General features: G+C 43.6%; 18 protein-coding genes and 3 pseudogenes. 16 read left to right on the top strand and 5 right to left on the bottom strand.

All coding sequences use genetic code 11. From position 1 onward, the window contains the following. The first annotated feature begins 10 nt into the window (after window positions 1-10). The 5 genes and pseudogenes from ABE547_RS04415 (at window position 11) to ABE547_RS04395 (ending at window position 5,090) form a co-directional block, all read left to right on the top strand. Complete coding sequence (locus ABE547_RS04415) at window positions 11-1,810, top strand: L-fucose isomerase (protein ID WP_347377612.1); 1,800 nt, start codon at window positions 11-13, stop codon at window positions 1,808-1,810. A gap of 82 nt (window positions 1,811-1,892) precedes the next feature. After that, window positions 1,893-2,339 carry an RbsD/FucU domain-containing protein gene (locus tag ABE547_RS04410; RefSeq protein WP_347377611.1) on the top strand — a complete coding sequence of 149 codons (447 nt, stop codon included), beginning with the start codon at window positions 1,893-1,895 and terminating at the stop codon, window positions 2,337-2,339. 245 nt (window positions 2,340-2,584) lie between these two features. Continuing rightward, window positions 2,585-3,820, top strand: a complete 1,236-nt coding sequence (arcA, locus tag ABE547_RS04405; RefSeq protein ID WP_347377610.1) for an arginine deiminase — start codon at window positions 2,585-2,587, stop codon at window positions 3,818-3,820. A gap of 30 nt (window positions 3,821-3,850) precedes the next feature. Further along, window positions 3,851-3,964 (top strand): annotated as a pseudogene (locus ABE547_RS04400) (ornithine carbamoyltransferase); the annotation flags it as partial. A gap of 25 nt (window positions 3,965-3,989) precedes the next feature. After that, the gene (locus ABE547_RS04395; protein ID WP_347377609.1) at window positions 3,990-5,090 is read left to right on the top strand and encodes a hypothetical protein; all 1,101 of its coding nucleotides are present in this window, start codon (window positions 3,990-3,992) and stop codon (window positions 5,088-5,090) included. 54 nt (window positions 5,091-5,144) lie between these two features. Here the strand turns inward: ABE547_RS04395 and ABE547_RS04390 are convergent, their stop codons facing one another. Next, a complete protein-coding gene (locus tag ABE547_RS04390; protein WP_347377608.1) occupies window positions 5,145-6,401 on the bottom strand; it encodes an AraC family transcriptional regulator in 1,257 nt (418 codons plus the stop codon). 149 nt (window positions 6,402-6,550) lie between these two features. Between ABE547_RS04390 and arcC the strand changes: the two are divergent. Next, window positions 6,551-7,488 (top strand): annotated as a pseudogene (gene arcC / locus ABE547_RS04385) (carbamate kinase). Between the two features lie 140 nt (window positions 7,489-7,628). Here the strand turns inward: arcC and ABE547_RS04380 are convergent. After that, the gene (locus ABE547_RS04380) at window positions 7,629-8,198 is read right to left on the bottom strand and encodes a phosphoribosyltransferase family protein (protein ID WP_347377607.1); all 570 of its coding nucleotides are present in this window, start codon (window positions 8,196-8,198) and stop codon (window positions 7,629-7,631) included. A gap of 22 nt (window positions 8,199-8,220) precedes the next feature. Beyond that, window positions 8,221-9,279, bottom strand: a complete 1,059-nt coding sequence (locus ABE547_RS04375; RefSeq protein WP_347377606.1) for an NCS2 family permease — start codon at window positions 9,277-9,279, stop codon at window positions 8,221-8,223. Between the two features lie 160 nt (window positions 9,280-9,439). On the opposite strand from ABE547_RS04375, the gene ABE547_RS04370 reads away from it, so the two are divergent. From ABE547_RS04370 to ABE547_RS04345, 6 genes and pseudogenes are all read left to right on the top strand, one after another. Then, window positions 9,440-10,363 carry a LysR family transcriptional regulator gene (locus ABE547_RS04370; RefSeq protein ID WP_347377605.1) on the top strand — a complete coding sequence of 308 codons (924 nt, stop codon included), beginning with the start codon at window positions 9,440-9,442 and terminating at the stop codon, window positions 10,361-10,363. A 45-nt stretch (window positions 10,364-10,408) separates the two neighbouring features. Then, the gene (locus tag ABE547_RS04365; protein ID WP_347377604.1) at window positions 10,409-11,785 is read left to right on the top strand and encodes an ADP-ribosylglycohydrolase family protein; all 1,377 of its coding nucleotides are present in this window, start codon (window positions 10,409-10,411) and stop codon (window positions 11,783-11,785) included. 13 nt (window positions 11,786-11,798) lie between these two features. Beyond that, entirely contained in the window at window positions 11,799-12,395 is a 597-nt protein-coding gene (locus tag ABE547_RS04360) for a cyclase family protein (RefSeq protein ID WP_347377603.1), read from the top strand. Window positions 12,396-12,632: 237 nt separating this feature from the next. After that, a pseudogene (locus ABE547_RS04355) lies at window positions 12,633-13,916 on the top strand (extracellular solute-binding protein). A gap of 97 nt (window positions 13,917-14,013) precedes the next feature. After that, window positions 14,014-14,904 carry a sugar ABC transporter permease gene (locus ABE547_RS04350; protein WP_347377602.1) on the top strand — a complete coding sequence of 297 codons (891 nt, stop codon included), beginning with the start codon at window positions 14,014-14,016 and terminating at the stop codon, window positions 14,902-14,904. A 1-nt stretch (window position 14,905) separates the two neighbouring features. Next, window positions 14,906-15,739: a carbohydrate ABC transporter permease gene (locus ABE547_RS04345; RefSeq protein WP_347377601.1), complete on the top strand. Its 834-nt coding sequence runs from the start codon at window positions 14,906-14,908 to the stop codon at window positions 15,737-15,739. A 76-nt stretch (window positions 15,740-15,815) separates the two neighbouring features. Here ABE547_RS04345 and ABE547_RS04340 read toward each other — a convergent pair whose 3' ends face one another. Further along, a complete protein-coding gene (locus ABE547_RS04340) occupies window positions 15,816-16,754 on the bottom strand; it encodes a helix-turn-helix domain-containing protein (RefSeq protein WP_347377600.1) in 939 nt (312 codons plus the stop codon). Further along, window positions 16,755-17,669 carry an AraC family transcriptional regulator gene (locus ABE547_RS04335; protein ID WP_347377599.1) on the bottom strand — a complete coding sequence of 305 codons (915 nt, stop codon included), beginning with the start codon at window positions 17,667-17,669 and terminating at the stop codon, window positions 16,755-16,757. It lies immediately after the preceding gene. A gap of 212 nt (window positions 17,670-17,881) precedes the next feature. Between ABE547_RS04335 and ABE547_RS04330 the strand changes: the two genes are divergently transcribed. The 4 genes from ABE547_RS04330 (at window position 17,882) to ABE547_RS04315 (ending at window position 22,034) form a co-directional block, all read left to right on the top strand. Further along, window positions 17,882-18,697, top strand: a complete 816-nt coding sequence (locus ABE547_RS04330) for a glycerophosphodiester phosphodiesterase family protein (RefSeq protein WP_347377598.1) — start codon at window positions 17,882-17,884, stop codon at window positions 18,695-18,697. A 134-nt stretch (window positions 18,698-18,831) separates the two neighbouring features. After that, window positions 18,832-20,412, top strand: a complete 1,581-nt coding sequence (locus ABE547_RS04325; protein ID WP_347377597.1) for a glucose-6-phosphate isomerase — start codon at window positions 18,832-18,834, stop codon at window positions 20,410-20,412. A 176-nt stretch (window positions 20,413-20,588) separates the two neighbouring features. Then, window positions 20,589-21,389, top strand: coding sequence for a Uma2 family endonuclease (locus tag ABE547_RS04320; protein WP_347377596.1), 801 nt, complete (start codon window positions 20,589-20,591; stop codon window positions 21,387-21,389). 27 nt (window positions 21,390-21,416) lie between these two features. After that, window positions 21,417-22,034, top strand: a complete 618-nt coding sequence (locus ABE547_RS04315) for a bifunctional 4-hydroxy-2-oxoglutarate aldolase/2-dehydro-3-deoxy-phosphogluconate aldolase (protein ID WP_347377595.1) — start codon at window positions 21,417-21,419, stop codon at window positions 22,032-22,034. Window positions 22,035-22,051 lie beyond the last annotated feature (17 nt).

The raw sequence follows: 22,051 nt of genomic DNA, 5'->3' as shown, positions 1-22,051 counted from the left end.
GACAAGTAAAATGGCAGAAAGCAGATTGATCGGCGGTTATCCAGTAATCGGTATCAGACCAACAATTGATGGAAGAAGGGGACCATTAAAAGTACGTGAAAGTCTTGAAGAACAGACAATGGGAATGGCTCAGGCAGCTAAGAAACTTTTCGAAGAAAATTTAAAATATTCAAATGGTGAACCAGTAAAGGTAGTAATCGCTGATACAACAATTGGACGTGTTGCAGAAGCAGCAGCTTGTGAAGAAAAATTCAGAAAAGAAGGAGTTCAGATTACTCTTACAGTAACACCTTGCTGGTGCTATGGTTCTGAAACAATGGATATGAATCCAGAAACAATCAAAGCTGTTTGGGGATGTAACAAAACAGAAAGACCAGGTGCTGTATACTTGGCATCCGTTCTTGCTACACATGCACAGAAAGGACTTCCGGCATTTGGTATCTATGGACATGACGTTCAGGATATTGATGATGATACAATCCCGGCAGACGTTGAAGAGAAGTTATTAAGATTTGGACGTGCAGCAGTTGCAGCAGCTTCCATGAGAGGAAAATCCTACTTACAGATCGGTTCCATCTGTATGGGAATCGGCGGATCTATCATTGACTCTGATTTCTTAGAGAGCTACCTGGGAATGAGAGTAGAGTCTGTTGACGAAGTAGAAATCATCCGTCGTATGTCAGAAGGTATCTATGATGAAGCTGAATTCCAGAAAGCAATGGCCTGGGCAAAACAAAAATGCAATATTGGTTTCGATAAGAACCCGGACAGCGTAAGAAAGAGCGATGAAGTTAAAGAAGAACAGTTTGAATTTGTAGTAAAAATGGCAGTTATCATCAAAGACTTAATGAATGGTAACAAAAACTTGCCAGAAGGATGCGAAGAAGAGATGGTTGGTCATAACGCAATCGCAGCTGGTTTCCAGGGACAGAGACAGTGGACAGACTTCTATCCAAACGCTGACTTCGCTGAAGCTGTATTAAATACATCATTCGACTGGAATGGGGCAAGAGAGCCATATATCCTTGCTACAGAGAATGACGTATTGAATGGTCTTGGTATGTTATTCATGAAACTTTTAACAAACAGAGCTCAGATGTTCGCAGATGTTCGTACATACTGGAGCGGAGACGCTGTTAAGAGAGTAACAGGATATGAGATCGAAGGAAAAGCAAAAGAAGCAGATGGAATTATCCACTTGATCAACTCCGGTGCTTGCTGTCTGGATGCTTGTGGTGAAGTAAAAGATGCTGATGGAACACCGGTTATGAAACCATGGTATGAAATGACAGAAGCTGATCAGGATACCGTTATGTCAGCTACAACATGGAATGCAGCTGACAACGGATACTTCCGTGGAGGCGGATTCTCTTCTCGTTTCTTAACAAGAGCAGAAATGCCAGCTACAATGATCAGATTAAATCTGGTAAAAGGTTTAGGACCGGTTCTTCAGATTGCTGAAGGATGGACAGTTGCTTTACCGGATGAAGTATCTGATGCATTATGGAAGAGAACAGATTACACATGGCCATGTACCTGGTTCGCACCAAGATGTGATCACAAAGAAGGAAGCTACTTCAAGACAGCTTACGATGTAATGAATAATTGGGGAGCAAACCACGGTGCAATTTCTTACGGACACATCGGTGCTGACCTGATCACAATGTGCTCTATTTTAAGAATTCCTGTATGTATGCACAATGTACCGGAAGAAAAGATCTTCAGACCAGCATCCTGGAATGCATTTGGTATGGATAGAGAAGCTGCTGATTTCAGAGCATGTGATACATACGGACCAATGTACAAATAATATAGTTGCATAACGCATAGACATATCGCATAAAGCTTACGCGCTAGCGTAAGCTTTATGTACAAAAAAGGAGAAGATGATTATGTTAAAAGGGATTCCTTCAATTTTATCACCAGAGTTATTGAAAGTATTATGTGAAATGGGACACAGTGACAGACTTGTTATTGCTGACGGAAACTTTCCTTCAGAATCTATGGGAAAAAATGCAATCGTGATCCGTATGGATGGGCATGGTGTTCCGGAAATTCTGGATGCGATTCTTCAGGTATTTCCGTTGGATACATACGTAGAAAAACCAGTAAACTTAATGGAACTTATGCCAGGAGATGTAGGAAAAGTAGAAACCCCAATCTGGGATACCTATAAAGAAATCGTTACAAAGTATGATGAACGTGGAGCTGAAGCGGTTGGAAATATTGAACGTTTTGCGTTTTATGATGAAGCAAAAGAAGTATACTGCATTATCGCTACAGGGGAAACAGCAATTTATGCAAATGTAATGTTACAAAAAGGTGTTGTAATCAATTAGACAGACTTTATGGAAAACTCGCGCAGTGTTATATGTGCGAGTTTTTTTGATTTATATACATACATCAATATGTACAAGAATATCAGGTCGGACTTTTAAAGGTTTTTTTCTTGTATTTTAACTTGTTTTTTTAGAATTAAAAGAACCGATTAAAATACCCGTTTTTATTTTTTGAATGTCCGAAAGAAAATTCATTGAGATACTAAAATTAATATAATAAAGCAAATATGCGAAGGAGGAAAGATATGGCGATCCAGGTGAAAAGTGAAATAGGAAAGTTAAGGCAGGTTATGCTTCACAGACCGGATAAGGAACTTGAGCATCTTGTACCGGACGATCTGGAACGACTTCTTTTTGATGATATTCCTTACCTGAAAACAGCGCAGAATGAACATGATCTTTTTGCGGGAATCATGAGGGGACAGGGAGTAGAGGTTGTCTATCTGGAGGATCTGATCGCGGAGGTGTTAAAGGAGAACCGGGAGCTGAAGGATCAGTTTATCAGGCAATTCATAGAAGAGGGCAATGTAGTGGATGAGCGGATGAGAGATTACCTTTTCGCCTATCTGAATGAAATTCAGGATGCGAAAGAACTGGTGCTGAAGCTGATGTCGGGAGTCAGAGCCGGGGAACTGAAAGTCCGGACAAAACGTCCGCTTGTGGATCTGATTAAAACGGACAACCAGTTTATACTTGATCCGATCCCGAATCTGTATTTTACAAGAGATCCGTTCGCATGTATCGGAAATGGGGTCAGTTTAAACCGCATGTATTCCCGCACAAGAAGAAGAGAAACACTTTTCGGCAAATATGTGCTGGAGAATCATCCGAATTTTGCAGGACAGACGCCTTTCTATTATAAAAGAGAATTTCCTTATGCAATTGAAGGAGGAGACATCCTGAACTTAAGCAATCAGGTGCTGGCGGTCGGTATTTCGCAGCGGACAACAGCGGAGGCAATAGAATTGCTGGCGCAGAATATCTTTGCGGATGAAACCTCGGAGATTGAGACGATTCTGGCGCTCGATATTCCGGCAATTCGTGCATTTATGCATCTGGATACGGTTTGTACGCAGGTTGATTATGATAAGTTTACCATTCATCCGGGAATACTGGGAACATTGCGGATCTTTGAGATCAGGAAGGGTGATAAAAAAGGAGAACTTAAGGTAGCAGAGACGAATTCTTCATTGGAAGAAGTCCTTGCATCCCATCTGAAACTGGATTCGGTAACACTGATTCAGTGCGGCGGTAAAGACCGGATCGCATCGGAGCGTGAGCAGTGGAATGACGGATCCAATACCTTATGTATTGAACCGGGAAAGGTAGTTGTATATGACCGGAATTATGTGACAAATCAGATCTTAAGAGATAACGGAGTCATTGTTCTTGAAATGGCAAGCTCAGAACTTTCAAGAGGAAGAGGCGGCCCGCGTTGTATGAGTATGCCGCTTGTAAGAGAACTGATTATAACTCCTTAATCCGGAGAATGATGGGAAAGGTGATTATAAACAAAAATGGAAGTTACGAATGAAGTTTTTGAATCAAAACAGTCTGTAGTATTTGATGAGGCAGAAAATCGTATGCATACGATTAAAGCCGTTATGTATGCAACACTTTGCTAAAACGTATTTGGAGAGGAGAAAGATTATGTCATTTGAAATGCCAAAATATCATCATCCGGATTTTACAAAAGAACAGTTTGTGAACGCTCCGGATGTACAGTATAAAGAAGCTGAAACGGATGGTGTAGCGCCGGATGATTATCACAGCACATCCATGTATCCGGAATATTTTAAGATCGACGGAGAGTGGAGACTGGCGGAAGAAAGCCGTATGGATTCCTGTGTGATTCTTTGTGATGACGGACACCTGGCGGTTGTGGAAGCCAGAAATATTAAAAAAGGTGACAAAGTAATCCTGGGCAGAACCGAGAAATGTGAAGATGGAATCTATATGCACTGTCATGGATTTGAAGACGAGGAATCCATCCTGGAAGATCAGTTCGTATTCCGTCAGGGAAGAAGCCGTGAGACGTCTTATTCCCGTGATTACGACAGGCTGTTTGAGCTTCTGAGACATGAAAGAGAACACGGAAATGTTATCTGGGTTATGGGACCTGCATTTGCATTTGATGCAGATGCAAGAGCAGCCATGAGTGCATTGATAGATGCCGGATACGCAGATGGACTTATGGCAGGAAATGCCCTCGCAACGCATGATCTGGAAGGTGCGCTTCTCCACACCGCACTTGGTCAGGATATCTATACGCAGAAGTCCCAGCCAAATGGACACTATAACCACCTGGATGTATGTAACAAAGTGAGAAGAAGCGGTTCCATTCCGCAGTTTATCAAAGATTATAATCTGGATGACGGTATTATCTGCAGCTGTGTAAGAAACAACGTGCCAATTGTACTGGCCGGTTCCATCAGGGATGATGGTCCGCTTCCGGAAGTAATCGGAAATGTATATGAAGCTGCCGATACGATGAGAAGTCTGGTACGCAAGTCTACCACCGTTATTTGTCTTGCGACGATGCTGCACACAATTGCAACAGGTAATATGACACCATCTTTCCGGGTGATGGATGATGGAACTATACGCCCGGTATATCTGTATACCGTAGATGCAGATGAGTTTGTAGTGAATAAACTGTTAGACAGAGGAAGCCTGTGTGCTACAACCATGGTAACCAATGTACAGGACTTTATAACAATCGTTGCCAAAGGACTGGGAGTCATGAAATAACCTTATATATGACATAGAAGAAAGAAGGGACTGCTGTATCTGATACAGCAGCCCTCAGATATCATTTTTCTGTAATTCGACTGAACGCCGGAAGTTTCCCGGTGTCATCGAACGAAAACGAAGAAAATTACGGGACAGAGTCTTTTCTGTATTGTAACCAACTTCAAGTGCAATCGTAAGAATACTTTTATCTGTTTCCAGAAGGAGTTCGGAGGCACGATTCACCCGTATGTAGTTCAGATAATCGTTAAAATTCATTTCCACCTGGAAAAGTAAGATACGATTCAGTTCTTTTGGTGATATGCCAAACTGGTCACTGACTGTTCTGGGGTGCAGATCCTCAGCATAGTGTCTGTATATATAAGAGACAATAGAATAGAAGACCCGGCGGTCTTTGATGCGGCATTTTTCCCCGACAGACTGGTAGGTTTTCCGGAAATCATTCGCTCGCATTCCGACTCGTGCCAGAAAAACTTTGCTGATATGAGCGCTGTCAACAAAGCCCAGAATCTCAGCGAGTTCTTCCAGTGTAAAATCTGTATACAATAGATAATTGATAGTTTTGCCGACTCTCATTTCGTTTAACAGATCAAAAAATGATAATCCGGTTTTTTTCTTTATATACGAGCTGATTGCAGACTCACTCATGTAAAATTTTTGCGACAGCATAGAAAGAGTGATCTTTTCGTTTAAATGAGTATATAAATACTGAAATATTTCACTGGCTTCAATTAAGGAGGCTGATGTCGGCATGGTCCGGTTGGCGCGAATAAATGAAACGATGATTTCTATCAGCTTGTTTGTTATGTATAGATTACTTATACCATGCGATTCCACAGCGAAACTGGAGTCGGAACTGTTTATCTGCGACTGTGCCTGGAGCTCTTCCTTGATCTGAAGAAATAGTTGCTTCATCTGTTCATAACTTTGCGTGTCGAGAGAAGCGATAGGTGCCTTGAACATGGATTGGGCGACGGAGAGATGTACACTGTCCGGATTATAAAATGTTTTGATGATTTCATTAATGTTATCAAAGTAATAGGCGACAACAAAAAATTGAAGAGGTGATTTCACCTCTATGATATCTGTGATCTGCCATGGAAGGACGGAAACGAGAGCCCCTTTTTGAAGATGATATTCTTTATCATTTAGCAAAAGAGTACCTTCGCCTTCGTTTATCAGCCATAATCTGGACAGGGGATGGATCAAAGGGGTGGTGGGTGCGGATATCACTTCTACATCAAAGCCGCATAATCTGGATTCGTCCTCGTTTGAACAGTAGATGCTTTGAATCGGTACCAGTTTTGACATTCGTTTGACCTCCGATTGATGGTTTCTTACACAAATTATAAGATATTTGAAATTTATATGCAAGAGAATGAAATTGAAGAAACAGAGAGAATAATATTGGAAATATATAAGGAAAAGAGCAGAAAATAAGTCAGGAGGGTGATCAGGTTATGGAAAAAATTGTAATTGCATTAGGAGGTAATGCGCTCCAGACAAAAGGCAGTGCTCCGACGGCAGAATGTCAGCTGGAAGCAGTAAAAAGAATATGTGAAAAGATTGCAGATATCAGCTGCAAAGGATATGAAGTTGCAATTGTACATGGAAACGGGCCGCAGATCGGACGAATCTTACTTGCATCTGAGTCTGCGAATGATGTAACACCGGCGATGCCGTTTGATGTATGCGGCGCCATGAGTCAGGGCTATATCGGATATCACATTCAGCAGGCATTAAAATATGCATTGAGCGTCAGAAATAAAATTGTCCGGTGCTTACTGTGGCAACACAGGTAGTAGTTGATGAAAAAGATCCCGGATTCACGAATCCGACGAAACCGATCGGATCTTTTTACAGTGAGGAAGAGGCCCTGGTTCTGCAAAAAGAAAAAGGCTACACCATGAAGGAGGATGCAGGAAGAGGCTGGAGAAGAGTTGTTGCATCACCGATTCCGAAGAAAATAGTAGAAATAGACGCAATTAAGAACCTATGGGCCTCTTCGATTGTGATTTCCTGTGGTGGTGGAGGCATTCCGGTGATTGAAAAGATGGATGGAACACTCCAGGGAGTTCCGGCTGTCATTGACAAAGATTTTGCGGCAGAACTTCTGGCAGAGCAGGTAGATGCGGATGTTCGCATGATCCTGACCGAGGTGGAAAAAGTAGCTATTAACTGGGGAAAAGAAAATCAGCAGAATCTGGATCATATGAGTCTGAAAGAAGCAGCAGGGTATGTGGAGGAAGGACAGTTTGCGTCCGGAAGTATGCTTCCGAAAGTAGAGGCAGCCATGAAATTTGCACGTACATATCCGGATAAGAGGGCAATTATAACAAGCCTTGATAAAGCGATAGACGCCCTGGAGGGAAGAACCGGCACGGTCATCACATTTTGATGGATTGTTGTATCATACATTCGCATCATTCTGGTATTATGCAGTTTTTACAAGAAAAGCCGAGGTAAGCGAGTCAGTGCCGGAGCGTTCCTGTAAAAACTGCATATAACAAAAGATTTTGCGATCATCCCTGTAAAGTTTTAATCCGTAATTTCTTTATATCCGTCCTCTGTTTTTGTAAAGAGAGGAAGTTTTTTTAAAAACAGAATATCTTCTCTTTGAGCGGCTTTGCCTTCTGCCAGTAAAGCAGCTTTTTTTACAATCTGCGCACCTGCGTTTTCTGCAAGAACTTCCAGAGCATGAAGCGATTCTCCTGTTGAGATTACGTCATCAATAATACAGATTTGTTTTCCGCGAATCTTTCCCGCATCTACACCGTCCAGATACAGATGCTGTTCTCCGGTTGTGGTGATGGAATGGACTGAAGCGGAAACAACGTCCTGCATGTAAGATTTTTTACTTTTTCTTGCAACAATAAATTCCTTCAATCCAAGACATTTGCTGACCTCATAGGCGAGAGCGATTCCCTTTGCTTCCGCAGTAAGAATGGCATCCACCGGACCGATTAATTCTGCCAGTTTTGGGGCGCAGGCAGCGACAAGCTCTGTGTCTCCCAAAACAACAAAACTGGCAAAAGCGGTATCTTCATTGATTGGGATAAATGGAAGTACTCTATGAACTCCACATAATTCCATTGTATATTCAGTCATGATATTTCCTCCAGATTATAAATTAAATTCCAAGAAATCTTACAATGATACCGGCTATCATTCCAAGGAATGGGTTGGTAACAGCTGTGACAACCAGAGTTGATCCACCGACAGCCGCGTTGGTTGCAAGCGCAGCCGGTGCGTCTAAAGCAACCGTTTTGAATATTCCAAGCACGAATAAAAATCCGGCAATGGAAGAGGCCGGAACATATTTGCTGATTTTTGGCAGGATACCAAGAATCAGAATTACGCCGATCACAACCATCATTGCTACACCGGCCCAGACCGGATGCGGTGCGCTGGCAGTTGCGGAGATAATGGATTCTACAGGAGCCCCTCCAAAGAAGGAAGATCCCATATCAGCCAGAGAAGAGATTACTGTCAGATGATCAATGTTATAATTTCCGCTGGTTGCCATGCTGGCGGTGATGGATCCAAAAGAAATATTAGAACCGATATTCAGGCAGACCATACCGAGAGCACCCATGATAACATTTGTATTGATGGTAAATTTCTGACGGATGAATTTGTCGTCAACAACGACAATATTTTCTTTTTCTTTTTTGAAAAGGGCATTTGCGATACAGGATGCCACTACAGAGATAACGATGGTGTATACCAAAGTATTGCCATTGTTTCTGGTAATGTAATAAGTGATCATTGCAGCTGCAAGGGAGACCCCTCCTGCCAGCTTGTCCTTTGCAACCATATCGATGGCTGCTTTTGTCAAAATGATACCGACACCGGCCATCATTCCATAAGCGATATCCTCACCGACGAAGTTAACGATCTTTGTTAAAAGACCAAATACCCCGATCAGAGCCATGATGACTGCACCCAGAAAAATCATGGTGCATCGCTCGGAACGGTTTTTTCCGGCACTTCCGGCATAGGTGATTGTTTCTGCCTGGAATGAAATTGGTGCAACACTCTGCGTTACGGTGTTACCGATCGCGCCAATAAAAAAAGCCATTGCCGTAGGAATGGATGCAAATCCGAAAGTAAGGGCCAGTAATCCTTGTGGGAGTCCATTCAGTACAACTCCGATGACAGCCAGAACGTCTGTTAAAATGTTTGTCATATTTCCTCTCTTTCTGCATGTTTTCATGCTCTTTGGTATTCCGTGAATTCGGATAAATGATTAAATTCAAACGCTTGTATTATAATAGAAAGTGAATTATAATAAAATTACTAATATTACGTATGAAATATAATATTTTTATTATATGGAGGGTGATTGAATGACTCTGGAATCCTATCGGAATTTCGTTGCCATAGTAGAAAGCGGAAGTATTCTTGCAGCTTCAAAACGTCTCCTGATCGCACAGCCGTCATTGAGTAATCAGTTGAAAAATATTGAGCGTACCTACGGAGCGAAACTGATTAACCGGGGGAGTCGTTCCATTGAACTGACGGAAGCGGGTCGGATATTTTATATTAAGGCAAGGGAAATGTGCCGGATCGAAGAAAGTATTGGCACTTCCATTTCCTGCCAGCAGTCCGGATATCGGGAACAGCTCAAGATCTCTATCCCTGCCGGAAATTCGATTCATTATATCCATCGACTTTTTGAGAAGTTTGTGAAAAACAATCCGGACATCAATTATGATGTATACGAAATTCCCAGTGATTTTGTCGTTCCCAATGTTTTAAACGGCATCACGGAGATCGGATTAATCCGCGCCAGTATTCCTCAATATAACTCCCTTACAAGTTTCCCTTATGAAAAGGATGATATTGTGGCAATTATCCCAAAAGATCATCCTCTTGCGGCATCTGAGGAACCACTGGAAATTACAGATTTTATCGGAATTCCGCTTGCGATTCCATTTGATATTTTAAATATTGTTTATACGGTATTCGGGCAACATGCCGTTGCTCCAAATGTGTCCATTATCACATCAATTAACGAAACGGCTGTTGAATGGGCAAGATCCTTTCAAACGATTGCACTTATTCCATATGCAGAAGGTGATGAGAAGAAGACGTCCGATATGGTGGTACGATCTATTGCAAATGAAGGAATGTATGTTTTGAATGTTTTCCTGATTCGAAAGGACAGAGAACTTTCCCATGTCGGACAGATGTTTCTGCGGGAGATTGGAATTGAAGTGCAGCCATTGAGCGCTCCGGGAAAATCCCAAGACCCAGATGAAAGAATTTGACAGAAAATGATTGTACGATTCTAGAATAAATGAGGAGGAATAGCAATGTTAAAAGAAAAAATGTTGTGGATCTTTTATGAAGATATGTTGAAGGATGAGTATCGACAATGTATGGATGAAGGTCGGTGTGTGGAACCGTATGCACCGGAGATAGACCGAATCCTTGCAATCCAGGATGAAGAGGAGCGAAACCGGCAGGCGAAGGAGCTTCTGATCAGGATGGAAGAGGCGCCGATAAAGGAGGATTTCAGATATCAGGAACCGACAGCCCTTGAAGATATCAGAAACTGCCTGAGCAGCGAAGCCGAGAAAATCTATGCATATGATACAGAGGAACTTCGAAACAGAATCACCGGCGCGATCTATGGAAGGGTGATTGCCTGTGTGCTGGGAATGCCGGTGGAAGGCTGGATGCGCGGAAAGATTCATGCTTATCTGAAAGATACCGATCAGATGCCGCTTCAATATTATATCTCATCGTCCGGGAAGGAGGAGATCCGTCAGAAATACGACCTCAGGGAAATGGATCCCATGACCTCCTATGACAGACAGAAGGTATGCTGGTATCAGAATCTGAAGGGAACATTTCCAAACGACGATGATATCAATTATACAATGATTGCTCTCAAACTGCTGGAGCGTTATGGCAGGAATTTCACCAGAGAAGATGTTGCGGAAGCGTGGCTTCTGGGATTCCCGGCTTTCCATGCCTGTACAGCAGAGCGGGCTGCGATCCGTAATCTGATGAATGGAGTTCTGCCGCCGAAGTCAGCGGTGTTATGCAATCCGTACAGAGAATGGATCGGTGCGCAGATCAGGGGCGACTTCTTTGGGTACATCAATCCCGGAAACCCTGGCGAGGCTGCGCGTATGGCATATCTGGACGCATCTGTATCACACGTAAAGAACGGCGTATATGGAGAGATGTATATTGCAGCTCTGATCAGTATGTGCTTTGTACCGGAGCTTTCCATGAAGGAAAGGATCTGTGCGGCATTATTGCAGATTCCTCCCAGAAGCCGTCTGAAGGAAAGCCTGGATGAGGTATGCCGGTGGAAGGAAGACGGATGGACTTATGAGGCGATGGTCGATGAAGTACATAAGAGATACCGTGAGGAAGAGATGTATGACTGGTGTCTTACCATACCGAATGCGATGCTGGTAACTGCATGTCTGCTGTGTTATGAAGAGTTTGATGCTGCGATCACGGCTGCGGTACTGGCCGGGTTTGATACTGACTGTAATGGAGCGACCGTCGGCTCAGTGATGGGAGCACTGCATGGGTTTGAGGCAATCGATCCGAAATGGTATGAAGCGTTTGATGGAATTGCTCACACCAGTGTACATGGATATCACGAGATGTCATTAAAGGAGATGGCGGAACGAACCATTATGCAGGTAGAACACATGACGCGTATATAAATGGAGGGAATTCATGAAGATCTATGATATATCACAGGAAGTATTCGGATGCGAGGTATATCCCGGGGATCCGGTACCGGAAAAAGAGATGTTGTCCAGAATATCGGAAGAATCAGCGTGCAATCTGTCAGCATTCCGTATGTGTTCGCATAATGGAACACATGTAGATGCACCGTATCACTTTTTGGAAGACGGAAAAACCATAGATGAACTGGAACTTAAGCGATTTGTCGGGTATGCGTATGTGACAGAGCAGGAAGGAACTCTGACAGCGGAGGATGCGATCGGGATTCTCGAAAAGGCGAGGGAAGCGGACAGACAATCTGCAAAGCGAATTCTGATCAAAGGTGATGCTGTGGTGTCGGCGGAAGCGGCAGATGTCTTTGCGGAAGCCGGAATCCTGCTTCTTGGAAATGAATCGCAGACCTTTGGGCCGGCAGATGCACCGATGGAGGTACACCTGAAGATTCTGGGGGCGGAGATCGTACTTCTGGAGGGAATCCGCCTGGATATGGTGCCGGAAGGCGTTTATTTTCTGAATGCTGCTCCACTGAATCTTGGCGGAGGTGACGGGGCGCCGTGCAGAGCAATTCTGATGGAGATTGTGTGATATGTGGACAGAAATTGTATATGTGCAGTCGGTCATAGTTCGTTAAAAATTGTGCAATGCGCTGTAAACACGTTAATGTGGTAAAGATTTTTTGGTCAAATTATTACCCGTTGTAGGATAATTATATGTAATAACAGGACAATTATATGAAGCGCAGAGGGCCAAATGTATGTATAATTTATTATACAAGCAGCAGGGAGTGAGCTGGGCCCTGCACAAAAAAAGGAGGACAAAGATATGAAAAAGTTTTTATCAATGCTTCTTGTGACTGCAATGGTAGCTTCCATGTTAGTTGGATGCGGCGGAAAGAAAAGCGAGAGCGGAAGCGATGAATCTGGGGATGTGACATTAGATATTATCATTTCCCAGTATGGTAACTACACACAGGAGTGGTGGAAAGAGTTTGAAGAGAACTTTGAAAGCGCCAATGAAGGAATTGATCTTAACATCGAGATCGTTTCCTGGAATGACATTTATGAAGTTGTTAACACACGTATTTCTACACAGGAGCAGCCGGACATTCTGAACATCAGCGGTTTTGCTGATTATGTATCAGATGATCTGCTGATGCCTGCAGAAGAATATGTATCTGATGAATTATAGGCTAATTTCGTTCAGAGCTTCTGGGAGTCCAATGAAATTGACGGAACTGTATGGGCACTTCCGATTCTGGCATCCTGCCGTGCTCTGTTCTGCAACATGGATCTGTTAAATGGCGCTGGTATTGATGCTGCTCCGGAAACATGGGATGATGTTCTTGCAGCATGCCAGGCAATCAAAGATACTTATGGTGATGAGATTGTTCCTTGGGGTCTTGATATCTCTACTGATGAGGGTCAGGCTGCATTCTCTTACTATACATGGAACTTTGGCGGCGGATTTGTAGATGACAATGGTGACTGGGCTCTGAATTCAGAGGAGAACGTAGAAGCAGTTGAGTACATTAAGAACCTTATTGATTCCGGATACTGCAACTCTGCACCGTTCACAGATACACGTTATCCATTACAGGATGCATTCAGTGCAGGAACACTGGCTATGATGATCGGACCTATGAACATGGTTGCTGCAGATTCTACAGTAAATTATGAAGCTGCAGATATCCCGGGCGAGCATGTAGCACTTGGTGTATGTGACCAGTTAATGGTATTCAAGGATGAGGAAGCCGGCGACGCACGTACAGAAGCTATCACAAAATTCTTTGATGCATTCTATGAAGTAGAGACATATTCTGACTACATGGTATATGAAGGCTTCTTACCTGCAACTCAGGATGCTTCTGCAAACCTTGCTGAGAACGCAGAGAAATACATTGTAGGCGGAACAGAAGATACAACAGGAAACAGCGAATACTTCGCAACATTCTGTGCAGTTCTTCCTAACTGCAAGTTCTATCCAATGCAGAAGACAGAGTGGATGGATGTAAGAAATGGTGTTATTGATGTTGAGCAGCAGGTATGCAGCGGCACCATGGATGCTCAGACTGCTTTAGATAATCTTCAGGCTGAGGTTGCTGAGTAATTCGTTTATCAATAGTTGATATGATAATATAAATTGCGAGGGCCGGCAGATTCGGCCCTCGTTTTTTAAGAAAAGTGAATGAAGAGGAGGCGCTATAGTGAGTAAAAAGAACAAAGCATTGTTGGTACTTCAGCCGTATATCTGGCTGCTGCCAAGTGTGCTCCTGATGGTGACCATGATCGTAGTTCCGATTATTTCCGTATTCAAGATATCGTTTTCCGAGGTGGGACGAAGCGGTCTGATCAAAGGATTTAACGGTATTGAGAACTATCTGGAAGTATTTCGTCAGCCGGCATTCTTGACGACATTACGGAATACTTTCGTGTGGACGATCGCAGTTGTTGGTCTGTCGACGGTTATCGGATTTATCCTTGCGATGGTTTTGAATCAGGAGTTTTTCGGACGGAAGCTCGTCCGTGCAGTTGTCATCTTTCCGTGGGCAACCGCACTCGTAATTCAGTCTGTAATCTGGAAGTATATTGTGAATGCGGATTATGGTTCACTGAATGTTCTCTTGAAAAAATTAGGTGTTATCAAAAGTTTTGTAAACTGGACGGGAACTGCGCAGAGCATGTTTGCGTGGGAATGTTGGGTCGGTATCTTTGTAACATTTCCGTTTGTTACCTTCTGCGTGCTGTCCGGACTGCAGGGAATCGATGCTGCATTATATGAATCCGCGGCAGTAGACGGTGCCGGATTCTGGAGCAAGCTTTTCAAGATCACTCTGCCTCTGGTTCGCCCAAGTCTTACAGTATCTACAGTATTGAATATTATTTACGTATTTAACTCCTTCCCGATCGTATGGACGATCTCCAAGGGAGCACCTGCGGATCAGACACATACGCTGGTTACATACCTGTATAAGCTGTCATTTACAGAAGGAAAGAGCGGACAGGCAGCGGCAGTATCCGTGATCGGATTTGTGATTCTGGCAATCCTTGCAAGTATCTACATGTTCATGTCACTTCGCGGAGAGGGGGAAGATTAAGATGACAGCAAAGAAAAAAGGCTGGCAGAAAGTTGCCTTATATGTATTTGTAATACTTCTGTGTATCGTTATATTATATCCTTACTTCGTGATGTTTATTACGGCACTTAAGGACAAGAACGAAATGTACGCGATCGACCACATTCTCCCTGAGATATGGCGTTGGTCGAACTTCGTGGAGATCTGGGATGCAGCTCCGGTACTTCAGTACTTCATCAACTCCATGCTGATCGCGGGTGGAGCAACGCTTCTTGCGATCCTTTGCGGAATTCCGGCGGCATATGCACTGTCCCGTATGAAATTCAAGGGAAAAGGAATCTTCATGGGTGCTGTTATTATGAGTCAGATGTTTTCACCGGTTGTTCTTCTGGTTGGTATCTATAAGATGATGGTGAATATCAGTCTGAATAACTCGATCCTGGGTCTGATTCTTTTGAATGCGGCATTTAACCAGGCATTTGCCATCTGGCTGCTTCGTGGTACGTTTGTGTCCATCTCTCCTGAAATGGAACAGGCAGCGAAGATTGACGGATGTGGTACGGTAAAGGCACTGATCAAGGTTCTGCTTCCGGTAGCGGCTCCGGGTATTATTACCACTCTGATCTTTGTATTTATCAATTCATGGAATGAATATACGATCGCATTGACATTGATCTCTACAGATGCATTCAAACCGATCACGGTAGGTATCAATGTATTCTACGGCTTTAACTTCATACAGTGGCAGTATCTGTTTGCTACTTCCCTGTGTGCTACGATTCCGGTCGTTGTACTGTTCCTGCTGATCGAGAAACATCTGGTGGCAGGTCTTACATCCGGTGGAGTAAAAGGCTAAAACATAACATAATATAAAAGACTGTTGCAGAATCTGGATATCAATTCTGCAGCAGTCTTTTTTGTGGTAAGAAAATTTATTCTTCTGCCTGATTGGTATTGAAGTATTTGGTTGATGAACTGTATTCGGAAGGAGACATACGTGTATATTTTTTGAATTGCAAAGAGAAGTACTGGTAGGATGAATAGTTCAGAATATTCGCAATCTGTGAAAATGTATACTGGCCTTCCCGGATCAGCTGCTTTGCCGTCTCGATTTTCAGACGGGAAAAGAACTCGATGACACCACAGCCCTTGTGCTGATGGAATAATTGCTGAAGCTGTGTACGGCTGATGATGTTGTCACGGCATATGTCTGCGACAGTCAGAGTGTCATAGACATGATTGGAAAGGTAAAGAGTTACCTGTTCCAGTAGTTTTTTGTCATTTCGTTTGGTACGGGTAACTGCGCCCGTAGGAAATCGCTGAACATCTGTAGAATGCGCACAGCGGCGGAGCATGTTTAACAGAAGCAGTTCCAGGGAAGCCTTGATGATCTGCTCACTTCCGAAAGGTGTATTCGTGAATCGCCGGAGCCTGGAAACATAAGGGTGATTCAGCGGAGTGTAGAAGGTACGTTTCGCTTCCGTAATGATCTGGCTGAGGTACTGAGTCTCGAGATCATTTGCGCGAAGGACTTTATTTTCAAAAAAACTCATGCACGGAGCCGTACAGTCGAAGGAAACTACAATGAGGTTGGGAGCACTTTTCCCGTTGGAACGAAGTGCATGAAACTCATTGGGTTTGTGAAAGACGATCTCTCCGCTTTCGAGCGGAAACTTTTTCTCATCCGCCGTGACTTCGATCACACCGGAATCCACAAACAGCAGTTCCCAGAAGTTGTGGGATTCGCCTTCGAATACAAAGTCGCGGGAGTATTCAAAATAATGAATCGAATAGATATTGGTAATATTAATTTCCTGCTTGAGAATAATGCTCTGATATTCTTTCTGCTGCATAGATAATTTTTCCGCCATTTATTCAAAACCTCCTTTCGCCATTGCCTTAATAGAAGAAGCATACTCTGAAGGTGTCATACCGGCTATTTTTTTAAACTGCCGTGAGAAGTAGTGGATGGAAGAGTACCCAAGCTGTTGGGAAATCTGTGTAAAGTTCATATGCTCTGTGCGGATCATCTGTTTGGCCGCATCAATCTTCATCTCCGAAAAATACTCAATCACACCCTTTTGCGTCCTGTCGTGAAAGAGCTTCTGCAGCTGGGATCGCCCGATCAGATTGTCGCGGCAGATCTGTTCCAGCGAGATGTGACGGCTCAGATTCTGTTCCAGATAATGGATCACACGGTTGAATACCTCGCTGTCACTGTGACTTTTGGTGGTTTTCTGCAGTTGCCTTGGAATATCCTTCTGCAGAATTGCGGGCGTCGACAGGCGTCTTACAATATGGATCAGAAAATGTTCCAGAAGAATCCGGAGCATCTGTTCCGAACCGAAGACTTCCGGTGATTTTTTCACCATATGCGTAAGATATGGATCGTCCAGACGCATGGAAAAGCAGTTTCTGGCCTCCGTGATGATCTCTGCGAGCAGACTGCGTTCCGCCTCATCAATGTGGAAACATTTATTTTCAAAAAATCCCATTACCGGACTGGAAGAAGAGAAAGACACAACGACAAGATTCGGAGCAATCGTTCCGGTGGCTTCTACATTGTGAAATTCATTTGGCTTATGAAATATAATATCTCCTTTTTTCAGTGTTGTGCGAAGAGAATCGGCAGTGACGTGAATCTCGCCTTTGTCGACATAGAGAAATTCCCAGAAATCATGAGATTCTCCTGCAAATGAAAAGGTGCTCATGTATTCAAAATAATGGACGGTATATAATTCATCGATAGAAATAGAATTTTCCAGATGTACGCCGATGTATGCCATGGGGATCTCCTTTGTGTGTTGTTTTGTATTATTTGCACGTGATATTTGTACTATTATATCATGAATGAAAAAATTGTACAATAAATACATGCAGATAATGCAAAAACAAAACAATGTTACAAAGTGAAAGCATTTCTCTTTTTTTCCCTGTTTTTCAGTGCTATACTAGGTAACGACAATAAGAGACAATAAAATTGGATCAGAGGCGGAATATGAAGAGTTTGATGATTATTTTCGGGATTTTAATGATACTTTCGGCAGGTTATCTGTATATGATCTGCCCGCGGATATTCGGCAGGCCGGATATTTCCGGGTTTCTGGGCGTATATTATGCACACAGGGGTCTGTTCGACAATCGGACAAATGCGCCGGAAAATTCTGTAAATGCAATTCGAAAAGCAGTCGAAGCAGGATATGGGATCGAGTTTGACATTCAGCTTACAAAGGATGATGTTCCGGTGGTCTTTCATGATGCCTCCCTGAAAAGGATGTGTAATGTGGAGGGGAATATCTGGGAATATACGTGGGAAGAGCTGCAGAAACTAAGGCTTGCAGACTCGGATCAGACGATCCCTACGCTGGAAAAAGTACTCAGTGTAGTCAATGGAAAAGTACCACTGATCATTGAATATAAAATGGATCGGGCAGACACTGTCATCTGTGAGCTTGGCAACCGGATCCTGAAGCATTATAAGGGGAGATACTGTGTCGAATCGTTCCATCCGTTTGCGCTTCGGTGGTATCGGAAACATCGTCCCGATATCGTGAGAGGACAGCTGAGTGAAGACTTCGCAAAGGGTGGAAAAAAGAATCCGGTGCTGAAGATCGTGACGTATCTTCTCACGAATTTTGTGACCAGGCCGGACTTTATTGCTTACTGCCACAGGGATGCGGGAAATATTTCACGTCGTATCTGCCGGAAGCTCGGTGCACTGTCTGTTGCATGGACGGTGAAAAACCAGAAGCAGTACGAACGTGTAAGGTCACAGTTTGATCTGTTCATATTCGACAGTTTTCTGCTGCGGTAGTCTCTTCGGGAAGGATAGACGATTACAGGCTTTACTCTGTATTGACTTGAATTTGGGGATGTTTAATAGTATAATTTTTTTGTGAAATATTTCAGGAAGTAAAAGAACACTTTCGTAATGAGGAGGAATCTGATATGGTTACTTGGAACAATTTGGATACACTTGCTTCATATAAGGAGCTGCAGGCTGTGGAGCAGGTTAATCTTGCCGAGGCAATGTCCGGAGAAAACGGTGCAGAGCGTGTAAAAAAATACAGTGTGCCGATGGCAGAAGGTCTCGCATATAATTATGGGGCAAAGCAGGTGGATGATAATATCCTGAACGTCCTTGCAAAATTGGCGGAGGAAGCTCAGCTTACAGAAAAGTACGAAGCTCTTTATAATGGTGAGATGATCAATACCGGAGAAAAACGTCTGGTGCTTCATCAGCTGACCCGTGGACAGCTGGGAGAACCGGTTGTTGCAGATGGCGTTGACAAACGCGCTTTCTATGTGGAACAGCAGACAAAGATTGCAGAATTTGCTAATAAAGTACATGCCGGAGAGATCACCAATGCGGCCGGCGAAAAGTTTACAACGGTTGTTCAGATCGGTATCGGCGGAAGTGACCTCGGACCTCGTGCGATTTATATAGCGCTTGAAAACTGGGCAAAAGTAAATGATACATTGAAGATGAAGGCAGAATTCATCAGTAATGTTGACCCGGATGATGCATCCGGAGTTTTAAGTAAGATTGATGTTGCACATTCTATCTTTGTACTGGTATCAAAGTCCGGTACAACCCTTGAAACACTGACGAATGAATCTTTTGTGAAAGATGCTCTGGAAAAAGCAGGACTGGATCCGTCAAAGCATATGATCGCAGTTACCAGTGAGACATCCCCTCTGGCAAAGAGCGATGATTATCTTGCAGCATTCTTTATGGATGATTATATCGGCGGACGTTACTCTTCCTCATCTGCAGTAGGAGGAGCCGTACTGTCACTCGCATTCGGACCGGAAGTATTTGCACAGTTCCTGGCAGGTGCAGCAGCAGAGGATGAGCTTGCAAAAGAAAAGGATCTGTTAAAGAATCCGGCAATGCTGGATGCACTGATCGGAGTATATGAGCGTAATGTGCTTGGATATCCGGATACTGCTGTTCTTCCGTATTCACAGGCATTGAGCCGCTTCCCGGCACATCTGCAGCAGCTGGATATGGAATCCAACGGAAAGTCTGTAAACCGCTTCGGTGAGCCGGTAAATTACCCGACGGGTCCGGTGATCTTTGGTGAACCGGGAACAAACGGACAGCACTCCTTCTATCAGTTACTGCATCAGGGAACGGATATTGTTCCGCTTCAGTTTGTCGGATTTAAGAACAACCAGATGGAGCAGGATGTTGTGATTCAGGGCAGCACAAGCCAGCAGAAGCTGTGTGCGAACGTGGCAGCGCAGATTGTGGCATTTGCATGTGGAAAAGATGACGAAAACCGCAATAAGAAGTTTGAAGGCGGTCGTCCGTCCAGCATCATCATCGGAGAGAAGCTGACTCCGGAAGCACTGGGAGCACTCCTGTCACACTTTGAGAATAAAGTGATGTTCCAGGGATTCGTATGGAACCTGAACAGCTTTGACCAGGAAGGCGTGCAGCTTGGAAAAGTACTTGCAAAACGCGTACTTGCTCATGAGACAGACGGGGCGCTGAAGGTATACAGCGATCTGCTGAATATTTAAATTTACAGAAAAGTGATCTGAGATTGTAAAAACAGTCGTATAAGCAGGGTGTATGCTGTGGCATATGCCCTGCTTTGTTATGTCATGCGCCTGTGTGAAATGGATAAAAGATTGATAAATGGATAGAAATATGATAGAATATGGATAAATCAGAAAGTGATGGAGTGGTAAGGTATATGACAATAGAAGAAATGCGTGCCTGGAAAAAAGAATTGGGATATTCTTACGAAAAGATAGCTGAACTATCCGGACTCCCGGTCGGAACGGTACAGAAGGTATTAGGAGGCATTACAAAATCGCCGAGATATGAGACGCTGCAGGCACTGGAACTTGTCTTTCGTCCATTGCGATCCGTGCCGGATGCTTCTGTGATCAAAGAAGAATCGACAGAATATCAGGCGTCAAAGCGTCAGGGGGAATATGATGTTTTGGATTATCTGGCATTTCCACAGGAGGTGAGAGTGGAACTGATTGACGGAACAATCTATGAGATGGCTTCCCCCTCGGATGTGCATCAGCTGATCTGTGATGAGATTAATATGCGATTTCGTGAATATATCCGGAAAAAACATGGAAAATGTATTACAATAACTGCACCACTTGATGTACAATTGGATTGTGATGAAAAAACAATGGTTCAGCCGGATGTATCTATCATATGCGACCGGAGCAAGTTCCGGAATGGAAGAGTAGCCGGTGCACCGGATCTGGTGGCTGAAGTATTGTCTCCCGCAACACAGAGAAGAGACGTTTCACTCAAAATGGGGAAATATATGAATGCGGGAGTCAGAGAATACTGGATCGTAGATCCTGTAAAAAAAAGAGTGTATGTATACGAATTTGAAAAGGATATATTTCCGGTCATGTATACATTCGAGCACAAAGTACCGGTCGGGATCTTTGACGGTGAGTGTGAAGTGGATTTTACGGAAATATATGAATACGTCAGCTTTTTATATCCTGACAACAGTCTGTAAACAGAGAAGAAAAAGGAGGTAACGATAATGACATTTGGCAAGGTAACAATGATTCTCCGGAAATATACATACGAGCAGGTGAGGAGTGTGGCGGAAGTACTTCTGGACAGTCAGTATGTACGCAATATGGAGATCGCACTCAATACAGAGAATGCTTATGATATTATCCGGAAGATCTCCGCAGAATATCGCGGAAGACTGAATATCGGTGCCGGAACGGTTCAGACCTATGATGAGCTGTTAAAAGCAATTGACGCAGGAGCAGAATTTGTTCTGTCTCCGCGGATGATGACAGAGCAGATGCTGCAGCATTGCCGGGATCAGGGGATCCTCTCAGTGCCGGGAGCATTTACGCCGTCCGAGATCGCGGATCAGATAGAAAAAGGAGCGGACATCATCAAGGTGTTTCCGGCGAATGAATTAAGCTTCGGCTATGCAAAAAAGGTCTGTGAACCATTGGGAGATCTTGCTTTGATGGCAGTGGGAGGGATTCATCGGGATAATGTAAAGGAAGCCCTTGCATCCGGATATCGGTATGTCGGAACTGCCGGCGGTCTGTTTCCGAAGGAAGCGATTCTCTCCATGGATCAGGAGAAGCTGGCAGAAAATCTGAGATTATTTGAAACGGCGTTGAGTGGGGATTAGAGAAAGAGAAGAATACG

This window comes from Dorea sp. YH-dor226 (assembly GCF_039832105.1).
Classification (GTDB): Bacteria; Bacillota; Clostridia; order Lachnospirales; family Lachnospiraceae; genus Dorea_A.
This window is presented reverse-complemented; position numbering and strand designations above follow the sequence as displayed.

Bases quoted from the DNA above. Each gene is read 5' to 3' on its own strand.
- ABE547_RS04370 (WP_347377605.1), top strand. From the start codon at position 9,440: ATGACTCTGGAATCCTATCGGAATTTCGTTGCCATAGTAGAAAGCGGA.
- ABE547_RS04330 (WP_347377598.1), top strand. From the start codon at position 17,882: ATGAAGAGTTTGATGATTATTTTCGGGATTTTAATGATACTTTCGGCA.
- ABE547_RS04335 (WP_347377599.1), bottom strand. From the start codon at position 17,669: ATGGCATACATCGGCGTACATCTGGAAAATTCTATTTCTATCGATGAA.
- ABE547_RS04345 (WP_347377601.1), top strand. From the start codon at position 14,906: ATGACAGCAAAGAAAAAAGGCTGGCAGAAAGTTGCCTTATATGTATTT.
- arcA (WP_347377610.1), top strand. From the start codon at position 2,585: ATGGCGATCCAGGTGAAAAGTGAAATAGGAAAGTTAAGGCAGGTTATG.
- ABE547_RS04365 (WP_347377604.1), top strand. From the start codon at position 10,409: ATGTTAAAAGAAAAAATGTTGTGGATCTTTTATGAAGATATGTTGAAG.
- ABE547_RS04410 (WP_347377611.1), top strand. From the start codon at position 1,893: ATGTTAAAAGGGATTCCTTCAATTTTATCACCAGAGTTATTGAAAGTA.
- ABE547_RS04415 (WP_347377612.1), top strand. From the start codon at position 11: ATGGCAGAAAGCAGATTGATCGGCGGTTATCCAGTAATCGGTATCAGA.
- ABE547_RS04340 (WP_347377600.1), bottom strand. From the start codon at position 16,754: ATGGCGGAAAAATTATCTATGCAGCAGAAAGAATATCAGAGCATTATT.
- ABE547_RS04390 (WP_347377608.1), bottom strand. From the start codon at position 6,401: ATGTCAAAACTGGTACCGATTCAAAGCATCTACTGTTCAAACGAGGAC.
- ABE547_RS04315 (WP_347377595.1), top strand. From the start codon at position 21,417: ATGACATTTGGCAAGGTAACAATGATTCTCCGGAAATATACATACGAG.
- ABE547_RS04395 (WP_347377609.1), top strand. From the start codon at position 3,990: ATGTCATTTGAAATGCCAAAATATCATCATCCGGATTTTACAAAAGAA.
- ABE547_RS04325 (WP_347377597.1), top strand. From the start codon at position 18,832: ATGGTTACTTGGAACAATTTGGATACACTTGCTTCATATAAGGAGCTG.
- ABE547_RS04320 (WP_347377596.1), top strand. From the start codon at position 20,589: ATGACAATAGAAGAAATGCGTGCCTGGAAAAAAGAATTGGGATATTCT.
- ABE547_RS04360 (WP_347377603.1), top strand. From the start codon at position 11,799: ATGAAGATCTATGATATATCACAGGAAGTATTCGGATGCGAGGTATAT.
- ABE547_RS04375 (WP_347377606.1), bottom strand. From the start codon at position 9,279: ATGACAAACATTTTAACAGACGTTCTGGCTGTCATCGGAGTTGTACTG.
- ABE547_RS04380 (WP_347377607.1), bottom strand. From the start codon at position 8,198: ATGACTGAATATACAATGGAATTATGTGGAGTTCATAGAGTACTTCCA.